Below are 18,371 nucleotides of genomic sequence, written 5' to 3'. Positions count from 1 at the left end.
GCCTATTTCTCCGGCTGGGTCCGGGCGGTAGCCGGTTCAGGTTGATCCTTGGTTTGTTCCGCAACGGAACCTGCCGGTTCCGCGGATGGCTGTGTCACGTTCCCGAAGGTCGGTGCAGCAGGTTTTGGCTGTTCATCGGCAGCAGGCGCTGCTGATTTGCTGGCATCGGCAGGGACTGACGGGGTGTCAGCCTTTTTCTCGGCAGGTTTGGCTGGCTTGCTGTCGCTACCGCCAATCTGCTTTTCAAGAAATTCCGTTGCGCTGGTATTGGCACTGCTGGCCTGCTTGCGCAGTTCATCAAGCTCGGCCTCGCGGATCAAGCTATCGATACCACCCTGGAATTCGCGCGCCATACCGCGCACTTTTTTCCAGTAATGTGCCATTTTATAGAGAACATGGGGCAGATCCTTGGGGCCGACGACAAAAAGCGCGACGACGGCCACAAGTGCCATTTCGGTCCAACCGATATCAAACATGAATAACGCCTATCAGAGCGAGGCCAGTCAGACAGACGGGGTCAGGACTTAACCGAATCCTGGTCTTTGCTTTCGGCAGAAACCGAAGCGGAGCTGTTATTGCTGATCTTGCCGGACTCATCATCGTCTTTTTCGTTGATGCCAGCTTTGAAGCTACGAATACCTTTGCCCATGTCCCCCATGACGCGCGGCAGTTTGCCAGCACCAAAAATAATCAGAACGATGGCCAGGATCAGTACAATTTGCCAGACGCCGATACTCATAACCTTATTACTCCCAATACGGTACTCACCCTTTAGACAGGGCAAGGGATAATGGCAGAAAGCCTTTTGCTGTGCAACGCGGTGTTTGCCGTTTTGCGCCCTTCTGCCGCCTTTCTAGTCTCTAGGAAACACGAAGGTCATCTCGGGATCAAGCGTAATAGACACCACGCCGCCTTTATCAACGGCCTGGGGGCGCGGTACACGGGCATGAACATGCGGGCCATTCTGGATGGAAAGATGCATCAAACTTACCCCACCCAGCGACCGTACAGCATCGATATTGGCAAGGATTTGCCCTTCGCGGCCGTTTGAACCAATGCGCAATCCTTCCGGGCGGATCAGCACATCAACCGCCGTACCACTTGCGATATCACCAACTGTCACATCTCCCAGGGGCGTTGTCGCAATATTGCCTTCCACGCGCGATGGAAAGACATTCACATCACCAAAAAACGACGCGACAAAATGATTTTCAGGATGAAAATAAAGGTCTTCGGGTGTGCCATCCTGCATCACCTGCCCTTCATTCATCACAATGATGCGATCGCCCATATACATCGCCTCTTCCGGGTCATGGGTGACCATCACCGTCGCGATGCCCGCATTTTTCAGCACATGCAACGTAGTGTCACGCAGTTCCGCACGACGGGCAACATCAAGGCCGGAAAACGGTTCATCAAGCAGCATGACACGCGGCACAGGTGCGAGGGCGCGTGCAAGAGCAATGCGCTGCTGCTGCCCGCCGGAAAGCTGATGGGGAAAGGCCTTGATATAATCGGCCATCCCTACCCGTTCCAGCGCATTGATCACCGCCTGCTGACGCTGCGAAGCATCAAGATGGCGCAACCCAAAACCGATATTACCCGCGACATCAAGATGGGGAAACAGTGCATAATCCTGAAAAACCAGCCCAACGCCGCGTTTTTCCGGTTCCAGATACTGCCCGGCAGAGGCAACAACCTCGTCATGGATTAAAACACTGCCGGTTTGCAACCGTTCAAGCCCGGCAGCAATGCGCAGCGCCGTTGTTTTACCACAGCCCGACGGGCCAAGCAGACACACCAGTTCACCCGGGGCAACGTCGAAATTGATATCGCGCAGAACCCGGCTGCTGCCAAATTCATGACTGACATTTCTAAGGCTGAGGCCAACCGGCATGGCATACCCTTTTGTAATTCGGACCGATCACGAATTGGAATTTCGCGCATCGGTGCGAATGAAATTCAATAACCGGTTATGGTTTAATGTGCTGTTCGCTGTGATGCAACAATTTGCCCACGGGCTGATATGATCGTGATCAATCAGCGATCAAGATCGTCACCGGGAAGGGATTCGGCATAAATTTCCGCATCAAGTTCAGCAAGGTTGCGGCTGGTAAGGGCTTCTTCCACAGCCGATTCCGTGCTTGACGGGTCATCTTCCGGTTCGGGTAGCAAACTGTCATCACCGGAACTGGCACCATAACGCCCCATCCCCGGGCGACTATCAAGCAACCCTGCTGCCTTCAAATCCGACAGCCCCGGCAAATCATCGCGGTTTTGCAGGCCGAAATGATCGAGGAATTCATCCGTTGTTGCCCACAAAACCGGTCGACCGGGCACACGTTTACGACCACGCGGACGGATCCATTTTGCCTCAAGCAAAATATCAAGTGTGCCTTTGGAGAGCGCAACACCACGAATTTCTTCAATTTCAGAACGGGTTACAGGCTCGTGATAGGCAATAATCGCCAGTGTTTCCAACGTGGCGCGCGTCATCTTTTTGGATTTTTCGACCTCGACATGCAGGTCACCGGCCAAATCAATTGCAGTGCGAAACGCCCATTTTTCACCAACATGCACAAGGTTGATACCCCGTTCGGCATAGGTTTCCTGCAATTCCGCCAGAATATGAATAATATTGGCATCCTCGGGCAGGCGCGCGGCCAGCAGCTTTTCGCTTAGCGGTTCGCTGGACGCAAACAGCACAGCCTCGATAATGCGCAGATGCTGCAAATCAATGGCTGGCTTCTGGTTCATGCCATCCATTTCAAGCTGTTGAATGTTATCGGCGCTCATCGTCGTCCCCGCCTTCGTCCCCGTCGCGTTCAAATTCTTCTTCGTCGTCCCAATCGCCAAATGGATCATCATCCATCAGGTTCGCAATGCCTTCCGATTCTGCATCTTCAGTCACATCTGAACCGAATGCCTCGTTCCCCTCATCGTCCGGCAGGCCAAAACCTTCCAGGCCCCCAACCAAGGGCGGTTCATCACGCCGTTTTTGCGGTGAACGCAGCATGATGGGGCCAAAGACCTTTTCCTGCGAAATTTCAAGTTCACCATCGCGGCACATTTCAAGGCTGGCGACAAAATGCGCTGCCAATGCCGACCTTGCCTTTAATGGCGTGCCCAGACCGCGTGGCATGAACTGCAATAACAGCGTCCATTGCGGCACAATCCGCCTTCCAAACAGATCACGCAGGCGGCGAATGGCGTCGTCCATGGCGTACAGGTCAAACGCCTCGATCTCCAGCGTCTTGGCCTCGGCTGTCAGCATGATCTGGGCATAGGCCTTCAGAAGGTCATAAAGCGAGGCATCATAGACAGATGATGTCGTGATCTTCATTTCTTCGGGCGCACCACGGCCGAAAAAATCCCGTCCCAGATTTGGTCCTTCGAGCAGCTTTGCCCCGGCTGTTTTCATTGCTTCAAGTCGACGGAGCTGAAAGGCCAGCAGTTCGGCCATTTCTTCGGCGCTGAGTTCTTCTTCGTCGTCATCCTGTTTGGGCAATAACAGGCGCGATTTCAGATAGGCCAGCCAGGCCGCCATAACCAGATAGTCCGCCGCCAGTTCCAGCCGCATTTCCTGTGCGCGGCTGATGAACTGCAAAAACTGTTCGGCCAGATCAAGGATCGATATGCGAATGATATCAACCTTCTGATCACGCGCCAGTTCCAGCAGAACATCGATTGGCCCTTCAAAACCATCCAGATCCAGAACAAGGCGATCTGCCAGACTGCCGCCGTCAACGGGGGCAACATCAAAGGCTTCATCGCTGATGTTTGAATCTGTGGAAACGGTTTCAGCCATTCAGGTCTCGTGCTTGGGCGACTAACGGGTTTGGGCTGTCAGGTAAAAATACCGGCCAGGAAATTGATCAGCGCGGAGGCCGGTTTAATGACGATCCACTGGAAAATCGGCAGATCAATTCCCAACTGCGCGGTTATGTAAGGCAGCAGAAAAACAACACCGATCAACAGAATCATGCCGGTTTTTTCCATGCGCATCAAGACACGCGCCATTGGTGCCGGTGAAATGGCCGTTAACACACGCCCGCCATCAAGCGGCGGTATCGGCAGCATATTAAACACGGCCAAAACGCAGTTCAGCGCGACAGAGTTTTGCAGCGTTTCACCCAGCCAGCTATCAACAGCCGGAGAAAAAGACGGCAGCCAGACCAGCAGCATGATGGACAGGATAGCCAGCACGATATTGATTGCCGGACCGGCAACCGCAACACCGATAATGCCCAGACGTTGCGGGTTCAGACGATAGAATGCGACAGGCACCGGTTTGGCATAACCAAACAGAAATGGCGCACCGGTCAGCAACAGCAAACCGGGAATAACGATTGTCCCGACCGGGTCAATATGGCGAATGGGATTAAGACTGAGGCGCCCTGCCCGCTGCGCGGTGTCATCCCCAAATGCACGGGCCGCGTAGCCATGTGCCGCTTCGTGAAATGTCACAGCAAAAAGCACCGGCAAAACCCAGGTGGTTGCCGAAACAATCATTTCAAACAGATGGTTCAAGCACCTTCTCCTTGTGCCGGGGGCCAAACGGGTGCCAGCAACTGGCTTAAGCGCGCATTCCAGTCAGCAAGCATCTGACGCGGCGGCACAGAACCCTTGAGCGATGATATCCGGTTGGTCACAGCCAATGCACGTTCCAGTGCCGCCCCGTCAAGCGCAGGCGACATTGAAACAACCTGTTCAATTTCAGTACGTTTGCCATTGCAATGAAGGGCAATATCGCACCCTGCTGCCAGGCATTCATGGGTGCGGCTGGCAATGGAACCTCCCAGGGCCTCCATCGACAGGTCATCACTGATCAGCAGGTTTTGAAACCCGATATCATCGCGAATGACATCGCGAATAACCGTTGGCGAAACCGTACCGGGACGCTGGTCATCAATCGCGGTAAAAAGGATATGCGCCGACATGGCGGCAAGCACGTCCTTCATCTGGCGGAACGGTTCAAAATCATTCACCGACAGGCTGCTTTTTGATGCCGTCACCACCGGTAAATCCTTGTGGCTATCAACAGCGGCTCGGCCGTGTCCGGGAATATGCTTGATCACCGGGATAACCCCGCCATCCAGAAAACCGGCTGAAACGGCACTGGCAAGCGCCACCACATTGATAACTTCACTGCCATAGGACCGGTCGCCGACAACGTCGCTCATGCCCGGAAAGTAAAGATCAAGAACCGGGGCACAAACAACGGAAATACCGGCATCAACCAGATCAGCCGCCAGCAGACGTGCATTCAGATAGGCTGCTTCACGGGCATCGTCGGGCTGCTGTTCATAAAGCTGGCCAAACACACCGGCAGCAGGCATTTTGCGCCAATGCGGCGGTTTTAATCGCGCAACGCGCCCACCTTCCTGATCAACCAGAATGGGCAGATTGCTTCTCCCGCTGACTTCGCGCAATTCTGCGGTCAGGTTCTTTAACTGGTCAGGATCAGCAACATTTCGCGCAAACAGGATGAACCCGAACGGGTCTGCTTCGCGAAAAAATCCTTTCTCCCAATTACTTAACGACGTTCCTTCAAGCCCAAGGATACAGGCTTTGGGTCGCTTTAACTCAAGGCCGGACACTGAGGCACCCCACATTGCGTTGTTTCAGTTCGGAACAAATTTTATCAGCGGCAGCCCGTCCATCGAGCGGCCCGGCCTGCAATCGATAGAAAATTCCTTTATCGCCCAGATCAACTTTCTGAACAAACATCTTAAGGTTTCCGACCACATCCTTGTTTTCAGATGATATTTTATTCCAGGCAACGCTGGCCTGCCCTTGTTCGCGGAAGGATGCCATCTGGATGCGGAATTCACCTTCGGATGCCGGGTCTGTCGATGCATCAGGCTTGGGAGCCGCCGTTGCTGGTGTTTGTTCTGGCGCTGTGGCCGTTTGCGAAGGTGCTGGCGCGGCTGGTTTTGCCGCAGCTGCAGGTGCCTGTTTTAACGATGCGGCTGCTGGCTCACCGATTTCAGGGGCATCGATATCGGTTCCGCTATCGATTTCCATTTCATCGCCGACAAGTTTGCGCGCATCGGGCGGCGGCCCCAGTTCAAAGGCTTCGGGCGCACGTGGCATATCGGGAATGGGATCAATCACCACGACAACATCGGCACCGCTATCATCGAGTTCCTGATAAATCGTGGTGTCACGGTGGGGCACTTCCATGCCACCGGGATTATCCGGGCGAACTTTTACCGGCCCGCCTTCGGGCATCAACACCGGAAGGTCGCCTTCCTGCACGATATGCTGCCCATGGCCATAAAACCACCAGGCACCAAGGCCGATACCGCCCCCGATAACAGCAATACCAAGGATCACAGTCGCAGCACCCCGTTTCCAGTCACCGCCGCCCGGTGAACCCTGCGGCGTGCGACGAATTTCGGCGTGTAATCCGCGGCTGTGATCCCCGGACATGCTTACATCTCCTCGAGCGGGCTAACACCAACCACGGCAAGGCCCGATGCGATAACCAGGGCAACCGCACGGATCATCGCCAGACGGGCCTGCGTTGCAGCAAGGTCATCGGCCTTAATAAAGCGCAGTTCGGTATTGTCGCGACCACGGTTCCACAATGAATGGAAATCGGCAGCAACATCGCCCAGGAAGAAGGCAATACGGTGCGGTTCATGTGCGGTTGCTGCCTGCTCGACAATGCGCGGCCATTCGGCAATGCGGCGAACCAGGCGCATTTCTTCTTCCGAATCCAGCACCGACAGGTCACAACCAGCCAGTGCCGCATCGGAAAAATTAACATTGGCAAAGGCTTCGGCAGCCTGACGGAACACCGAACTAATCCGGGCATGTGCGTATTGCACATAAAAAACCGGGTTGTCCTTGGACTGTTCGGTGACCTTGGCAAAATCGAAATCCAGCGTGGCGTCGTTTTTGCGCGTCAGCATGATGAAACGGACAACATCCTTGCCCACCGTTTCAACAACTTCCTTCAGCGTCACAAACGTACCGGAACGCTTGGACATTTTAACCGGTTCGCCATTATCAAACAGGTTCACAAGCTGGCACAGCTTGATATCCAGATCGCCCTCGCCATTGGTGATGGCTTTGGTCGCTGCCTTCATACGCTTAACATAACCGCCGTGATCGGCACCGAAAATGTCAATCATGGTCGCAAAGCCACGTTCGTATTTATCGAAATGGCAGGCAATGTCAGACGCAAAATAGGTCCAGCTGCCGTCCGACTTTTTCAAAGGACGGTCAACATCGTCGCCAAAATCAGTAGAACGGAACAGGGTCTGCGGGCGCGGTTCCCAGTCTTCCGGGGTTTTACCCTTCGGCGGTTCCAGCACACCAACATAAATGTCGCCCTTGCCTTCAAGATAATCAAAGGCGGACTGCACCTTGCCCGCGGCAACCAGTGCGGCCTCGGATGTGAAAACATCGTGTTCCACGCCAAGCTGTGCAAGATCTTCGCGGATCAGGCCCATCATTTCGGCAATGGCAAAGCTTCTGAATTCCTGCAGCCAGGCCTCTTCGGGCTGATCAAGCCATTTATCGCCATCACGCGCGGCAAGTTTTTTGCCCGGTGCGACCAGATAATCGCCGGGATAAAGGCCCGCGGGAATTTCGCCAATATCCTGCCCCAGTGCCTCGCGGTAACGCAAATGCAGGGAACGTGCAAGCACGTCAACCTGTGCGCCGGCATCATTCACGTAATATTCCTTGGTCACATCATAACCGGCCTTGGCCAGCAGGTTTGCCAGAACATCACCCACAACCGCGCCACGGCAATGACCAACATGCATGGGTCCGGTGGGGTTGGCCGAAACATATTCAACGTTAACCCGTTCGCCCTGCCCCATGGCACTGGTGCCATAAGCGGTGCCGACATTAAGAACTTCGGTTACCTGGGAAAGCCAGAAATCATTGGCCATGCGCAGGTTGATAAAACCCGGTCCGGCAATTTCAACGGCGGCAATACCGGAAACGGTGCGCAATTTTTCGGCCAGCTTTTCGGCCAGATCGCGCGGCTTCATTCCCGCAGGTTTTGCCAGCAGCATGGCGGCATTGGTTGCGGCATCGCCGTGTGACGGGTCGCGCGGCGGTTCGACCGTGATACGCGAGGTATCGATTTCCCCGGTCAGGACGCCCTCGGTTTGAAGGACGGCAATCTGCCCTTCGATATCGCTTTTCAACTGGCTGAAAACATTCATGACATTAAAGACTTTTGCAGTTGTGAGTTTTGACCAGAGGCCAACAGTCTGCCGGTGTTTTGAGCCATTTCACAGCAAAACGCAAGCAGGGCCTGCCAACAACATGGCAGCCTTGCCGATCCGGTGTTTTGACATTTACCGCAGACGCGCTAAATACAGGTTAAACAGCTATGTCTGAATGTGATAGAATTTCATTCAGATTGAAAAATTCCCCATCCGTTGGGTTGAGCGTCAAGGAGTATGTAAATGGCGGAAGCATCCCGGCAAGTACAGATGACAGAAAGTGCGGCGACGCGGATTCAGGAACTGATCAACAGCGAAGGCAATAACGAGCTGATGCTGCGTCTTCAGGTTTCTGGCGGCGGCTGCAGTGGTTTTCAGTACGAATTCTCGCTGGATGATAAAAGCAGCAGCGAAGATCACGTTTTTGAAAATTACGGTGCCAAAATGGTTGTCGACGATGTGTCGCTTGACCTGCTTGGCGGCGCGGAAATTGACTTTGTCCGTGAATTGGTGGGCGCTGCATTTCGGGTCAATAACCCCAATGCATCCTCGTCATGCGGCTGTGGTTCAAGTTTCTCGATTTGATCGCCCGCTTCTAAAGCGTTAAATATTTTCGGGACCTGTGATATCGCAGGTCCCGTTTTCTTTTTCGGCACTGTTTAGGCAAATTCGAGGATTCAATGAAAATCGCCACCTGGAACGTCAACTCGATCAAGGCACGCCTGCCCAATATCCTCGAATGGCTCGAATCTGCGGCACCTGATGTGGTGTTGCTGCAGGAAACCAAAACCGTCGACGAAGGTTTCCCGGCGATGGAAATCGAGGATTTGGGCTATAACATCGCCATTCACGGGCAGAAAACCTATAACGGTGTGGCAATCCTGTCGAAATTCCCGATCGAGGATGTGCAGCGTGGCCTGCCCGGCAATGACGCCGATGACCAGGCACGATATATCGAAGCCGTTATTTCCGGGGAAAACCCGGTGCGTGTTGCCTCGATTTATGTACCGATGGGAACCGAGGTCGGGTCCGAGAAATTTGCCTACAAGCTGAACTTCCTTGATCGCCTGATCACGCGTTTTGAAAATATTTTCGCCAGCGGTGAAGCTGCGGTTATGGGCGGCGATTACAATATCGCGCCTGATGATTCCGACGTTTATGACCCGGAAAAACTTCATGAAAAGGTTTTGTGTTCCACCCAGGAACGCAAACGCCTGCGGACCATGATGAACATTGGCTATACCGATGCCTTCCGCACCTTTAATGCCAGTGGCCATCAATATAGCTGGTGGGATTATCGCGCTGGTGCCTGGAACAAGGATAACGGCCTACGCATCGACCATTTGTTGCTGACACCTGCAGCAGCCGACCGGTTAAGTGCGGCCGATATCGACCGCGAACCGCGCGGCAAGGAAAAGGCATCGGACCACACGCCCGTCTGGTGCATGATCGACGCCTGAGCCCGCAATAAAGCAGGCTGACCACAGCACAAAAGAGCTTTGACATGGAAAAAGGGACAGCATCACATGCCGTCCCTTTTTAAATTCTGATATATGGCCGCTTAGCGAAAAGCTTATTCAGCAGCTTCCTGCAGGGACTGGCGATATGCAACGATGTCTTCGATGCTGATCACGACCATGTCGTGCTTTTGCGCATAATCGACCAGTTCAGGCAGACGCGCCATCGTTCCATCGGGATTGGTGATTTCGCACAGAACACCCGCCGGTTTCAGGCCCGAAACACGCATCAGATCAACCGTGGCTTCGGTATGGCCGCGGCGTTCCAAAACGCCACCTGCACGTGCACGCAGCGGGAAAATATGGCCCGGGCGGGCCAGATCAGAAGGTTTTGCACCTTCCGCCGTCGCCGCCTTGACCGTGGTCACACGGTCAGCTGCAGAAACACCGGTGGTCACACCAACCTTGGCTTCGATTGAAACGGTAAAACCCGTTCCCATGCTTGATGTGTTATTTGCCACCATCGGCGGCAAATCCAGTGCGGTTGCATGGGCATCCGTCAGACACAGGCAAACAATACCCGAACAGTCGCGAATCATCATCGCCATCTGTTCGTTTGTAAGATGCTGTGCAGAGAAAATCAGATCGCCTTCATTTTCGCGATCTTCGTCATCGACAACCAGAACCCCTTTACCTGCCTGCAAATCGGCAATGGCACGTTCCATACGGGCCATTGGATCGCCAAACAGCGACAATGTGGGTTCCTGATGAACACTCTGATTCATAACCGTCCTCCTTGATGGCGGCTTACGAATCAGGGCACGCAAGAAAGGCCAAAGAAACGGTGCGAAACACCGTCCTTTGTCGATACCCGACAAAACAGGTTAACAGGGCAAATAAATTCGCCCTTTCTGCCTTGCCACGCTTTATCCTCTCCCATCCGGACTATTACCGTCGGCCCTGGAATTACACCAGATCTGCTGACCCTGACAGATAAACCGCCAAGCGCTCGCGGGCTTCCCTTTTGGGGTTACCGCCGGTCAGGAATTACACCCTGCCCTGAGAATAAGCGCCGTTTAATAACGACATACCGGCCAACAACTGGCCGATGGCGTGACAGTAGGGAATTAAGACAATCTTGGCAAGTTCAAACCTTGCCAACAAATTGTTGCGTAAACGGCACTAACCGACTTTTACCAATCGTCATTGTTGCGCAAGTGCGGTTAAAGCGGCGGCAATACCTTGCCTGCCCGAAAATGAAAACTGCAGCCATTGCTTTCGGTTTCGCGTGGGGCCCATTGGCAAACTGCACAACGCCGTTCGTTCCCTGCTGCATGCGGAGAATCGCAATCTTCGGCCAGATGTTTGCCTAACAGGGCATCAACGTAACTTCCCTGAAACGCATCCACCCCCAGGCTGCGGCCCATGCGCACCGCTGTACGGCTATCGCAGCGGGTCAGGATCAGGTTACGGTTGCCCAGCACGGTCGCAAATTCTCGCAGGCGTTCCGCCACGGTCGAGCGTTTCGACCCGATGATATTCTGATCCCAGATCACCTTGACGAAATCGACCTTGATTTTACGCGGCGAAAGAAATTCCAGCGCGGGCAGTGTGATCCGATCCAGCCCCACACGAACACCGGCAGATTGCAGCAATTTGCAGGCATCCTCGAATTCCCACCAATCGGCAATCGCGTTTTCCAGCGATACTTCAATGGCAAGATTGCGGGCAAAACGGCTGTCACCGCTATCAAGGAAACTGGTGAAAGCATCGGAAAAGATGGTTTGAACCTGCATATTCAGATGCAGCACATCGGGCAAAATGCGCGGGGCAAGCTGCTCGGTCAGGGCCATGACCTTTTCATCAAGAACACGCGACAGAATTTCGATTTCACCGGCCCCTTCAAGCTGGAAGCTGGCAAGATGGTTATGCCGCAAAAAATCGAGCGAGCAATAAAGCTCATGCCCGATAATTTCGCGCTGGCTGTCTCGAATTTCCAGAATGGCCTGGCGACGGCAGGAATCATAAACCGCTTCGCTTGAAATCGCGGCCTTTAACATATTGGCGAAATCGATTTTCTTTTTGCCTGTCGGCAGCAGCGAATCTTTTTCGCTGATCCGCAGCGCGGTTTGCAGCCTGGCGTCATCATCGGGCCAGCGAAATTCGTTCCACAAATCATCTGGCAAGGCACCCAGGCCCTGCCGGGTAATGACCTGCTGCAACATTGCAGAAATGCTATCAACAAACGGGTCGGCATTGCCAAAACCACGCCCCAGGCGGACAAAGGCGACCATGCCGTTTTCAAGTTTGTATTGCTGGGTTTTTTCCGGCAGCAGGCGAAACCCTTCGCGCATCAGAACGGCATAATCCTCGGATAACAACCGCAGGGATGCTGGCACATCCAGCAGACCGACAAACAGCTTTTTGCCAGACTGATCATTCTTCTTCAAAAGCTCCAGCAGGCGGGCTGCCGGAATTTCTTTTAGTTTGCCGTTTTCGGTCATCGTCTCCCTACTCTCACCCTTTTTGAAAACAGACAGGGCAGTCTTGTGGTTCTTTAGCTGCCACCTCTGATGCTGTTTTCAAGATGCTTTGCAATCTTATTGTATATTTCCAAACCGTTTTGGGACGGTGCCAAAACCTGTCCGTCAATTTCACGAACCAGGCGCGCACCGCGCAGCGCATTACAGACAAAAACCACATCCGCCTGCGAAAGTTCCGCAATCGACAGCGGATCATAACAGATCGCAAGATCAATGCTTTGCGCCCAATCAATGATCTCGCCCCGTGCCAGTCCGGCGAAAATGCCACTTTTATCGCCCACAGTTTGTAAAACACGCCCCCGCAAGGTAAAAATATTGGCAATTGTCGTTTCACCAACAAACCCGTCCTGCGTCAGGATCAGGGCGTCTTCGGCACCATGAAGGGCGGCTTCCTGACGTGCTGCAATATTATCAAGATAGTTCAGGCTTTTTATACGACTTGCAACCGACCACGGATTGCGACGGATACGGGCCGATACACTTAATGATAACGGTCCGGCACCCTTTGCCATATCAAACGGCTTGGCAGTGATTAGAACCACCCCATCCATTACGCCGCCGGGCATCAACCCCAAACCACCCTGCCCGCGTGAAACCGTTAACCGGATCACCGCATGTGGCGTCACGATATCCTGACACAAATGCGCGATGATATCAGCAAGCTCTGCCTGACCTGGCACAGATCCCGAAAATTCACCCAATTTTTCAATTGATTGCGATAGTCTGTTAATGTGTCGCGATAGCCATTTAACTTTGCCATTCGTCGCACACATGGTTTCAAAAAGCCCATCACCCAGCAGAAACCCGCGATCCTGCACCGAAATTGCGGCATCATTTTCAGCAACGAACTGTCCGTTCAACCACATCATCAAACACCTGCCTGGGTAATGGCAAACCGGCCCGCATCATCATCGGGTTTTGCGGCATTAAACGCATCTGCAATGCCCAGAAAATTCGCCAACAGATCATGCCCGTATTCGGTTAAAACCGCTTCGGGGTGAAACTGCACAGCATGAACTGGCAAGTTTTGATGGGCCAGCGCCATTACCTCGCCATCAGGGCTTTGGGCCGTTATTTCCAGTGAGATGCTGCCAGCGGGAAAATCGGCAATCAAGGAATGATAGCGGGTGACCGTCAATGGGCTTGGCAGGCCCTTGAAAAGGCCTGTGGCATTATGCGTGATCGGTGTGGTTTTGCCATGAAGCGGCCGTTTGGCACGGGCAATTCGCCCGCCAAAAACCTGCGCAATCACCTGATGTCCCAGACATACACCAAGTATGGGAAAATCAGCACTACAATCACGCACGATATTAAGGCATTGACCGGCCTGATCTGGCGCACAAGGCCCTGGCGATAAAATAACGGCCTCCGGCGCCAGTGTACGAATGGCTGCCGCGTCGATGGCATCATTACGAATGACCATTACCTCGCGCCCCAATTCCCGCACATAACGGGCCAGGTTAAAAACGAACGAATCGTAATTATCGATCAATAAAATCACGAACGATTTCCATTACTTTGCAGCATGATCTTCAATATGCGTGAATTTTTACCGGCATTCGGAACGCCACATGCGGCCCTATTGGCCATCAAATGATATTCCAAGGGCTGCCATTAGTTTTGCTGCTTTGGCCAGGGTTTCATCATATTCTGCTGCCGGGTCACTATCGGCAACGATACCACCACCAGCATTAAAGGCCACCCTGCCGCGGTGAATTGCCAGCGTTCTGATGGCGATGTTGGTATCCATCACCCCATCAAAGCCGATAAACCCGATTGCCCCGCAATAGGCCCCGCGCCGGGTTTGCTCCAGTTCGGTGATAATCGCCATCGCCCGAATTTTCGGTGCGCCGGTAATAGAACCACCGGGAAAACAGGCCATCAAAAGGTCTATCGCGGTTTGGCCATCTTCAAGCTGCCCTTTCACCGTTGAAACCAGATGATGGACATTGGCAAAGCTTTCGAGATCGCAAATCGGATCGGCGATAACGGAATGCGGCTTGCAAACGCGTGATAAATCATTGCGCAGCAAATCCACGATCATCACATTTTCTGCCCTGTCCTTTTCAGACACCAGCAAATCCTGGGCAAAGGAGGCGTCTTCAACCGGGGTTTTACCACGCGGGCGCGTGCCCTTGATCGGCTTGGTTTCAACAGCCCCGGTTTCGTCGACCTGTAAAAACCGCTCGGGCGAGTTAGACAGAATTGCAACATCACCAAAATTCAAAAAGGCCCCGAATGGCGCCGGGCTTAGGTGCCGTAACCGCCGATAAAGCCCAAAACGGTCCGCAAGCTGCCCAGTCTCATATTCCGCCGAAAAGCGCTGTGACAGGTTTGCCTGAAAAATATCGCCCGCGAAAATATAGTCCTTTACCTGACCAACAGCGGTTTCATATCCCGCACGATCAAAATTAGACTGCCAGGCGGTTATTGTCGGTGCTTCCGGCGCAGTGGGTAGCGGCCGATCATCATTGCAATCGCCCTGGCCCTGCACATCGGCCAGCTTACACTCGATATCAAATATTTGCGTCTGCGCACGCACATCAGATGCAGTATCGGTCTGATCATCCAGGCCATGCGCGATGATCCACATACGACGTGCGGCAAGGTTGAATGATATCACCACATCATAAATGCCCGCCAACATGTCCGGGATGTTCAGGAAATCAGCATTGGGGACTGGCAGCTTTTCAAGCTGCTGGCACAGGTCATAGCCAAAATAGCCAACCAGCCCGCCCTGAAATGGCGGCAAGGTCGGATCATGGGGGATCTGGTATCTGGCAAGCATTTCGCGGATAGCCGCAAAGGGCGCAGTATCGATAGGCTGATCATCAACGCATACCACACCATCACGCGCCGAGATGACATGTACGGGATGAACGGCAATATAGGAAAAGCCGCTATCACCGCCAGAATCAAGGAAATGGCAGCCCGGCAAACCTGCGAAAGCGAAAAAGGCTTCTTCCGGCTCGATAAAGGGATGTTCAACCGCGCGCATCAGGCCTGTTCCGGCCGGTCAAAATCATAGGCGCGTTCAACGCGGGCGACACGCAGCGTATAGCTTTTATACCATTTCTCGCGGCCCATATTGCGCGCAGCGGTGTGATCAAGCTGCTTTTTCCAGGCATGGATCGATGCCTCATCACGCCAGTAGGAAACGGTAATGCCCATGCCTTCACCATCGCGTGCCGTGGAATCCTGGCCTAAATACCCTTCCTGCTCTGCTGCAAGATGGCTCATTTCCGTGGCCGTAATGCCATAACCTTCATCATCTTCATCGGTGCGGACCGATGCAAAAATAACGGCGTAATACGGGGGCGATGGCAAACGGGAAAGCGGCATGTCATGTCTCCTGCGCGATATTCAGGGCGCCAATTTATGCGATTCCCGCCATATTGCCAGAAACAAAAAAGGGGCACGGCATAATCCCGCACCCCTTTTTCAAATCAAATCTGACCTGTCACAACCTTACATGGCAGCAATACGGTCGTAACCTTCCTGAAGCTTGCCAAGCGTATTGCGGGCTTCTTCCAGTTTGGCTTTTTCAGCAGCGACAATCTCTTCGGGCGCGCGGCTGACAAAGCGTTCATTGGAAAGCTTGCCTTCCTGTGCCTTGATATATTTGCCGATCTTGTCGATTTCCTTTTCAAGACGGGACTTTTCAGCCGCAACGTCAATGAAATCAGCAACCGAAACGAAAACCGGTACACCATCAACAACGGTCTGGATCGCTCCCTTGGCAACGGTTTCGACCTGGTCCTGACCAACCAGATTGATGCTGGCAACACGCGCCAGACGTTTAACCTGGGCTTCCTGCGCAGTGATTGCCGCCTTCATGGCATCCGATGCTTCCACCAGATAAATCGGCACTTCGGCAGATGGCGGAACATTCATTTCCGAACGAACACCACGGATATTGCCGATCAAACGCAGTGCGAGATCCATTTCCGATTCAACGCTGGTGTCGATCAGATCATCACCCAGAACCGGCCATGCCTGCGACATCAGAAGGCCTGTGTGTTTATCACTGGTCTGCGCCCAAAGTTCTTCGGTGATGAACGGCATGACAGGATGCAGGATCAGCAAAATCTGATCCAGAACCCAGGCCGCAGTCGCACGGGTTTCAGCCTTGGCATCGGCGTCATCTCCCATGAAAACAGGCTTTGCCAGTTCCAGATACCAATCACAGAAGGTGCCCCAGACAAACTGATATGCCCCGCCTGCCGCATCATTGAAACGATAGTTTTCAATGGCGGTTGAAACGGTTTTGGCTGCTTCAGCGACTTTGCCAACGATCCAGCGGTTCAACGTGGTTTTGACCGATTTGGGGTCAAAACCATCAACCACCTGGCATTCATTCATTTCGCAGAAACGCGCCGCATTCCAGATTTTGGTCGCGAAATTGCGGTAACCTTCAACGCGCGAGGTCGCCAGCTTAATATCACGGCCCTGGGCTGCAAGTGCGGTCAGGGTCATGCGCAGCGCGTCGCAGCCATATTCCGAAATCAGATCCAGCGGATCGATGACGTTACCCTTGGATTTTGACATTTTCTGCCCGTGTTCGTCACGGACCAGGGCATGAATGTAAATGTCACGGAATGGCACCTGCCCGTCCATGAAATGCATGCCCATCATGATCATCCGGGCAACCCAGAAGAAAATAATGTCAAAACCGGTAACCAGCACATCACCCGGATAGTATTTGCCCAGTTCCGGGGTGTTTTCCGGCCAGCCAAGGGTCGAGAACGGCCACAATGCCGATGAAAACCAGGTATCAAGAACATCCGTTTCCTGATCAAGCGCGACATCCTTGCCATAATGGGCTTTGGCCGCAGCGAAGGCTTCTTCTTCGGTTTCTTCAACAAAGATGGTGCCATCCGGACCAAACCACGCCGGAATACGATGCCCCCACCAAAGCTGGCGTGAAATACACCAGGGCTGGATGTTGCGCATCCATTCATAATAGGTGTTTTCCCAGTTTTTCGGGACAAAACGGATACGGCCATCTTCAACTGCTTCGGTCGCCGGTTTCGCCAGCACCGCTGCATTCACAAACCACTGATCGGTCAGATAGGGTTCGATGACAACGTTGGAACGATCACCATAGGGAACCATGTGAACGGTTTCCTCGATCTTTTCGACAAGACCGAGTTCTTCCATTTTCGCGATGATCAGTTCACGCGCCTTGAAGCGGTCAAGACCACGATATTCTTCTGGTGCATTATCGTTAATGCAGGCGTTATCATCGAGGATGTTGATCTTTTCAAGGTCATTGCGCTGTCCCACTTCAAAGTCATTGAAGTCATGCGCCGGGGTGATTTTAACAGCACCCGAACCTTTTTCCGGATCAGCATATTCATCGGCCACAATGCGGATACGACGCCCAACGATCGGAAGAATGCAATATTTTCCAACCAGATCGGTATAACGTTCATCATCGGGGTGAACAGCAACCGCCGTATCGCCCAGCATGGTTTCCGGGCGGGTAGTTGCCACGGTGATGAATTCACCCTCGCGGCCTTCAATCGGATATTTGAAATGCCAGAAATGGCCTTTGACCTCTTTCTGTACAACTTCAAGGTCAGAAATTGCGGTCAGAAGCTTGGGGTCCCAGTTTACCAGACGCTTGTCACGATAGATCAGGCCCTGTTTATGCAGGGTGACAAACACCTTGCGAACAGCCGATGAAAGGCCTTCATCCATCGTAAAACGTTCACGCGGCCAATCGGGCGACGCGCCAAGATGGCGCAACTGGTTGGTAATGGTCCCGCCGGACTGTTCTTTCCATTCCCAAACCTTTTCGACGAATTTTTCACGTCCAAGGTCATGACGGGTGACGTTCTGGGCACCCAGCTGGCGCTCAACCACCATCTGGGTTGCGATACCGGCATGGTCGGTGCCGGGCTGCCACAGGGTGTCCTTGCCGCTCATGCGGTTATAACGCACCAGAATGTCCTGCAGGGTAAATGTCAGGGCATGGCCCATATGCAGGCTACCGGTCACGTTGGGCGGCGGCATCATAATGACATAGGGATTTTCTTTGCTTTCCGGATGGGCGGCAAAGGCCCCGGATTTTTCCCATTTTTCGTAGAGTTTGCTTTCCACGTCGGCCGGGCTGTAGGTCTTATCCAACATTGTCTTTCTGATCCGCTGCGGGTTTTATTGATAAAAGAAAAAAA

18 protein-coding genes and 1 riboswitch are annotated in these 18,371 nt (G+C 53.3%); of the genes, 2 read left to right on the top strand and 16 right to left on the bottom strand.

All coding sequences use genetic code 11. The features are described from left to right. Positions 1-2: 2 nt before the first annotated feature. The 9 genes from tatB to argS all read right to left on the bottom strand — a co-directional run bounded on the left by tatB (position 3) and on the right by argS (position 8,189). Positions 3-476, bottom strand: a complete 474-nt coding sequence (gene tatB / locus CSC3H3_RS09185; RefSeq protein WP_101284645.1) for a Sec-independent protein translocase protein TatB — start codon at positions 474-476, stop codon at positions 3-5. 41 nt (positions 477-517) lie between these two features. Continuing rightward, on the bottom strand, positions 518-739 hold the full coding sequence (locus CSC3H3_RS09180) for a Sec-independent protein translocase subunit TatA/TatB (protein WP_101265811.1): 222 nt from the start codon (positions 737-739) through the stop codon (positions 518-520). Positions 740-853: 114 nt separating this feature from the next. Further along, positions 854-1,897: an ABC transporter ATP-binding protein gene (locus CSC3H3_RS09175; protein ID WP_101284644.1), complete on the bottom strand. Its 1,044-nt coding sequence runs from the start codon at positions 1,895-1,897 to the stop codon at positions 854-856. A 143-nt stretch (positions 1,898-2,040) separates the two neighbouring features. Continuing rightward, positions 2,041-2,796: an SMC-Scp complex subunit ScpB gene (gene scpB / locus CSC3H3_RS09170; RefSeq protein WP_101284643.1), complete on the bottom strand. Its 756-nt coding sequence runs from the start codon at positions 2,794-2,796 to the stop codon at positions 2,041-2,043. Then, entirely contained in the window at positions 2,783-3,808 is a 1,026-nt protein-coding gene (locus tag CSC3H3_RS09165; RefSeq protein ID WP_342751381.1) for a segregation and condensation protein A, read from the bottom strand. Before CSC3H3_RS09165 ends, scpB begins: the two co-directional genes overlap by 14 nt. Positions 3,809-3,846: 38 nt before the next feature. Then, positions 3,847-4,530 (bottom strand): site-2 protease family protein, encoded by a 684-nt coding sequence (locus CSC3H3_RS09160; RefSeq protein ID WP_101265817.1) that lies wholly within the window; start codon positions 4,528-4,530, stop codon positions 3,847-3,849. After that, complete coding sequence (gene nagZ / locus CSC3H3_RS09155) at positions 4,527-5,600, bottom strand: beta-N-acetylhexosaminidase (protein ID WP_245881351.1); 1,074 nt, start codon at positions 5,598-5,600, stop codon at positions 4,527-4,529. Before nagZ ends, CSC3H3_RS09160 begins: the two co-directional genes overlap by 4 nt. Continuing rightward, positions 5,587-6,435 carry an SPOR domain-containing protein gene (locus CSC3H3_RS09150; protein WP_101284641.1) on the bottom strand — a complete coding sequence of 283 codons (849 nt, stop codon included), beginning with the start codon at positions 6,433-6,435 and terminating at the stop codon, positions 5,587-5,589. Before CSC3H3_RS09150 ends, nagZ begins: the two co-directional genes overlap by 14 nt. 2 nt (positions 6,436-6,437) lie before the next feature. Continuing rightward, positions 6,438-8,189, bottom strand: coding sequence for an arginine--tRNA ligase (gene argS / locus CSC3H3_RS09145; RefSeq protein ID WP_101284640.1), 1,752 nt, complete (start codon positions 8,187-8,189; stop codon positions 6,438-6,440). Between the two features lie 246 nt (positions 8,190-8,435). Here argS and erpA point away from each other — a divergent pair, with 246 nt between their 5' ends. Together erpA and xth are read left to right on the top strand one after the other, a co-directional pair. Continuing rightward, positions 8,436-8,777, top strand: coding sequence for an iron-sulfur cluster insertion protein ErpA (gene erpA / locus CSC3H3_RS09140; RefSeq protein ID WP_101265826.1), 342 nt, complete (start codon positions 8,436-8,438; stop codon positions 8,775-8,777). A gap of 95 nt (positions 8,778-8,872) precedes the next feature. Beyond that, a complete protein-coding gene (gene xth / locus CSC3H3_RS09135) occupies positions 8,873-9,652 on the top strand; it encodes an exodeoxyribonuclease III (protein WP_101284639.1) in 780 nt (259 codons plus the stop codon). Positions 9,653-9,765: 113 nt separating this feature from the next. Here xth and ribB read toward each other — a convergent pair whose 3' ends face one another. The 7 genes from ribB to CSC3H3_RS09100 all read right to left on the bottom strand — a co-directional run bounded on the left by ribB (position 9,766) and on the right by CSC3H3_RS09100 (position 18,327). Continuing rightward, entirely contained in the window at positions 9,766-10,434 is a 669-nt protein-coding gene (ribB, locus tag CSC3H3_RS09130) for a 3,4-dihydroxy-2-butanone-4-phosphate synthase (RefSeq protein WP_101284638.1), read from the bottom strand. Positions 10,435-10,573: 139 nt separating this feature from the next. Next, a riboswitch (FMN riboswitch) is annotated at positions 10,574-10,720 on the bottom strand. A gap of 152 nt (positions 10,721-10,872) precedes the next feature. Further along, a complete protein-coding gene (locus CSC3H3_RS09125; RefSeq protein ID WP_101284637.1) occupies positions 10,873-12,153 on the bottom strand; it encodes an EAL domain-containing protein in 1,281 nt (426 codons plus the stop codon). 53 nt (positions 12,154-12,206) lie between these two features. Further along, the gene (locus CSC3H3_RS09120) at positions 12,207-13,061 is read right to left on the bottom strand and encodes an aminotransferase class IV (protein WP_101284636.1); all 855 of its coding nucleotides are present in this window, start codon (positions 13,059-13,061) and stop codon (positions 12,207-12,209) included. Next, positions 13,061-13,693 (bottom strand): anthranilate synthase component II, encoded by a 633-nt coding sequence (locus CSC3H3_RS09115; protein ID WP_101284635.1) that lies wholly within the window; start codon positions 13,691-13,693, stop codon positions 13,061-13,063. Before CSC3H3_RS09115 ends, CSC3H3_RS09120 begins: the two co-directional genes overlap by 1 nt. Positions 13,694-13,771: 78 nt before the next feature. Continuing rightward, positions 13,772-15,190: an aminodeoxychorismate synthase component I gene (pabB, locus tag CSC3H3_RS09110; RefSeq protein ID WP_101284634.1), complete on the bottom strand. Its 1,419-nt coding sequence runs from the start codon at positions 15,188-15,190 to the stop codon at positions 13,772-13,774. Next, the gene (locus tag CSC3H3_RS09105) at positions 15,190-15,534 is read right to left on the bottom strand and encodes an antibiotic biosynthesis monooxygenase family protein (RefSeq protein WP_101284633.1); all 345 of its coding nucleotides are present in this window, start codon (positions 15,532-15,534) and stop codon (positions 15,190-15,192) included. The genes pabB and CSC3H3_RS09105 overlap by 1 nt, the downstream gene beginning before the upstream one ends. Positions 15,535-15,660: 126 nt before the next feature. Further along, positions 15,661-18,327, bottom strand: a complete 2,667-nt coding sequence (locus CSC3H3_RS09100; protein ID WP_101284632.1) for a valine--tRNA ligase — start codon at positions 18,325-18,327, stop codon at positions 15,661-15,663. Between the last annotated feature and the right edge of the window lie 44 nt (positions 18,328-18,371).

This window comes from Thalassospira marina (assembly GCF_002844375.1).
Taxonomy (GTDB): domain Bacteria; phylum Pseudomonadota; class Alphaproteobacteria; order Rhodospirillales; family Thalassospiraceae; genus Thalassospira; species Thalassospira marina.
This window is presented reverse-complemented; position numbering and strand designations above follow the sequence as displayed.

Excerpts from the sequence above, each read along its gene's own strand:
- tatB (WP_101284645.1), bottom strand. The coding sequence starts at position 476 with ATGTTTGATATCGGTTGGACCGAAATGGCACTTGTGGCCGTCGTCGCG.
- CSC3H3_RS09180 (WP_101265811.1), bottom strand. The coding sequence starts at position 739 with ATGAGTATCGGCGTCTGGCAAATTGTACTGATCCTGGCCATCGTTCTG.
- CSC3H3_RS09175 (WP_101284644.1), bottom strand. The coding sequence starts at position 1,897 with ATGCCGGTTGGCCTCAGCCTTAGAAATGTCAGTCATGAATTTGGCAGC.
- scpB (WP_101284643.1), bottom strand. The coding sequence starts at position 2,796 with ATGAGCGCCGATAACATTCAACAGCTTGAAATGGATGGCATGAACCAG.
- CSC3H3_RS09165 (WP_342751381.1), bottom strand. The coding sequence starts at position 3,808 with ATGGCTGAAACCGTTTCCACAGATTCAAACATCAGCGATGAAGCCTTT.
- CSC3H3_RS09150 (WP_101284641.1), bottom strand. The coding sequence starts at position 6,435 with ATGTCCGGGGATCACAGCCGCGGATTACACGCCGAAATTCGTCGCACG.
- argS (WP_101284640.1), bottom strand. The coding sequence starts at position 8,189 with ATGAATGTTTTCAGCCAGTTGAAAAGCGATATCGAAGGGCAGATTGCC.
- erpA (WP_101265826.1), top strand. The coding sequence starts at position 8,436 with ATGGCGGAAGCATCCCGGCAAGTACAGATGACAGAAAGTGCGGCGACG.
- xth (WP_101284639.1), top strand. The coding sequence starts at position 8,873 with ATGAAAATCGCCACCTGGAACGTCAACTCGATCAAGGCACGCCTGCCC.
- ribB (WP_101284638.1), bottom strand. The coding sequence starts at position 10,434 with ATGAATCAGAGTGTTCATCAGGAACCCACATTGTCGCTGTTTGGCGAT.
- CSC3H3_RS09125 (WP_101284637.1), bottom strand. The coding sequence starts at position 12,153 with ATGACCGAAAACGGCAAACTAAAAGAAATTCCGGCAGCCCGCCTGCTG.
- CSC3H3_RS09120 (WP_101284636.1), bottom strand. The coding sequence starts at position 13,061 with ATGATGTGGTTGAACGGACAGTTCGTTGCTGAAAATGATGCCGCAATT.
- pabB (WP_101284634.1), bottom strand. The coding sequence starts at position 15,190 with ATGCGCGCGGTTGAACATCCCTTTATCGAGCCGGAAGAAGCCTTTTTC.
- CSC3H3_RS09105 (WP_101284633.1), bottom strand. The coding sequence starts at position 15,534 with ATGCCGCTTTCCCGTTTGCCATCGCCCCCGTATTACGCCGTTATTTTT.
- CSC3H3_RS09100 (WP_101284632.1), bottom strand. The coding sequence starts at position 18,327 with ATGTTGGATAAGACCTACAGCCCGGCCGACGTGGAAAGCAAACTCTAC.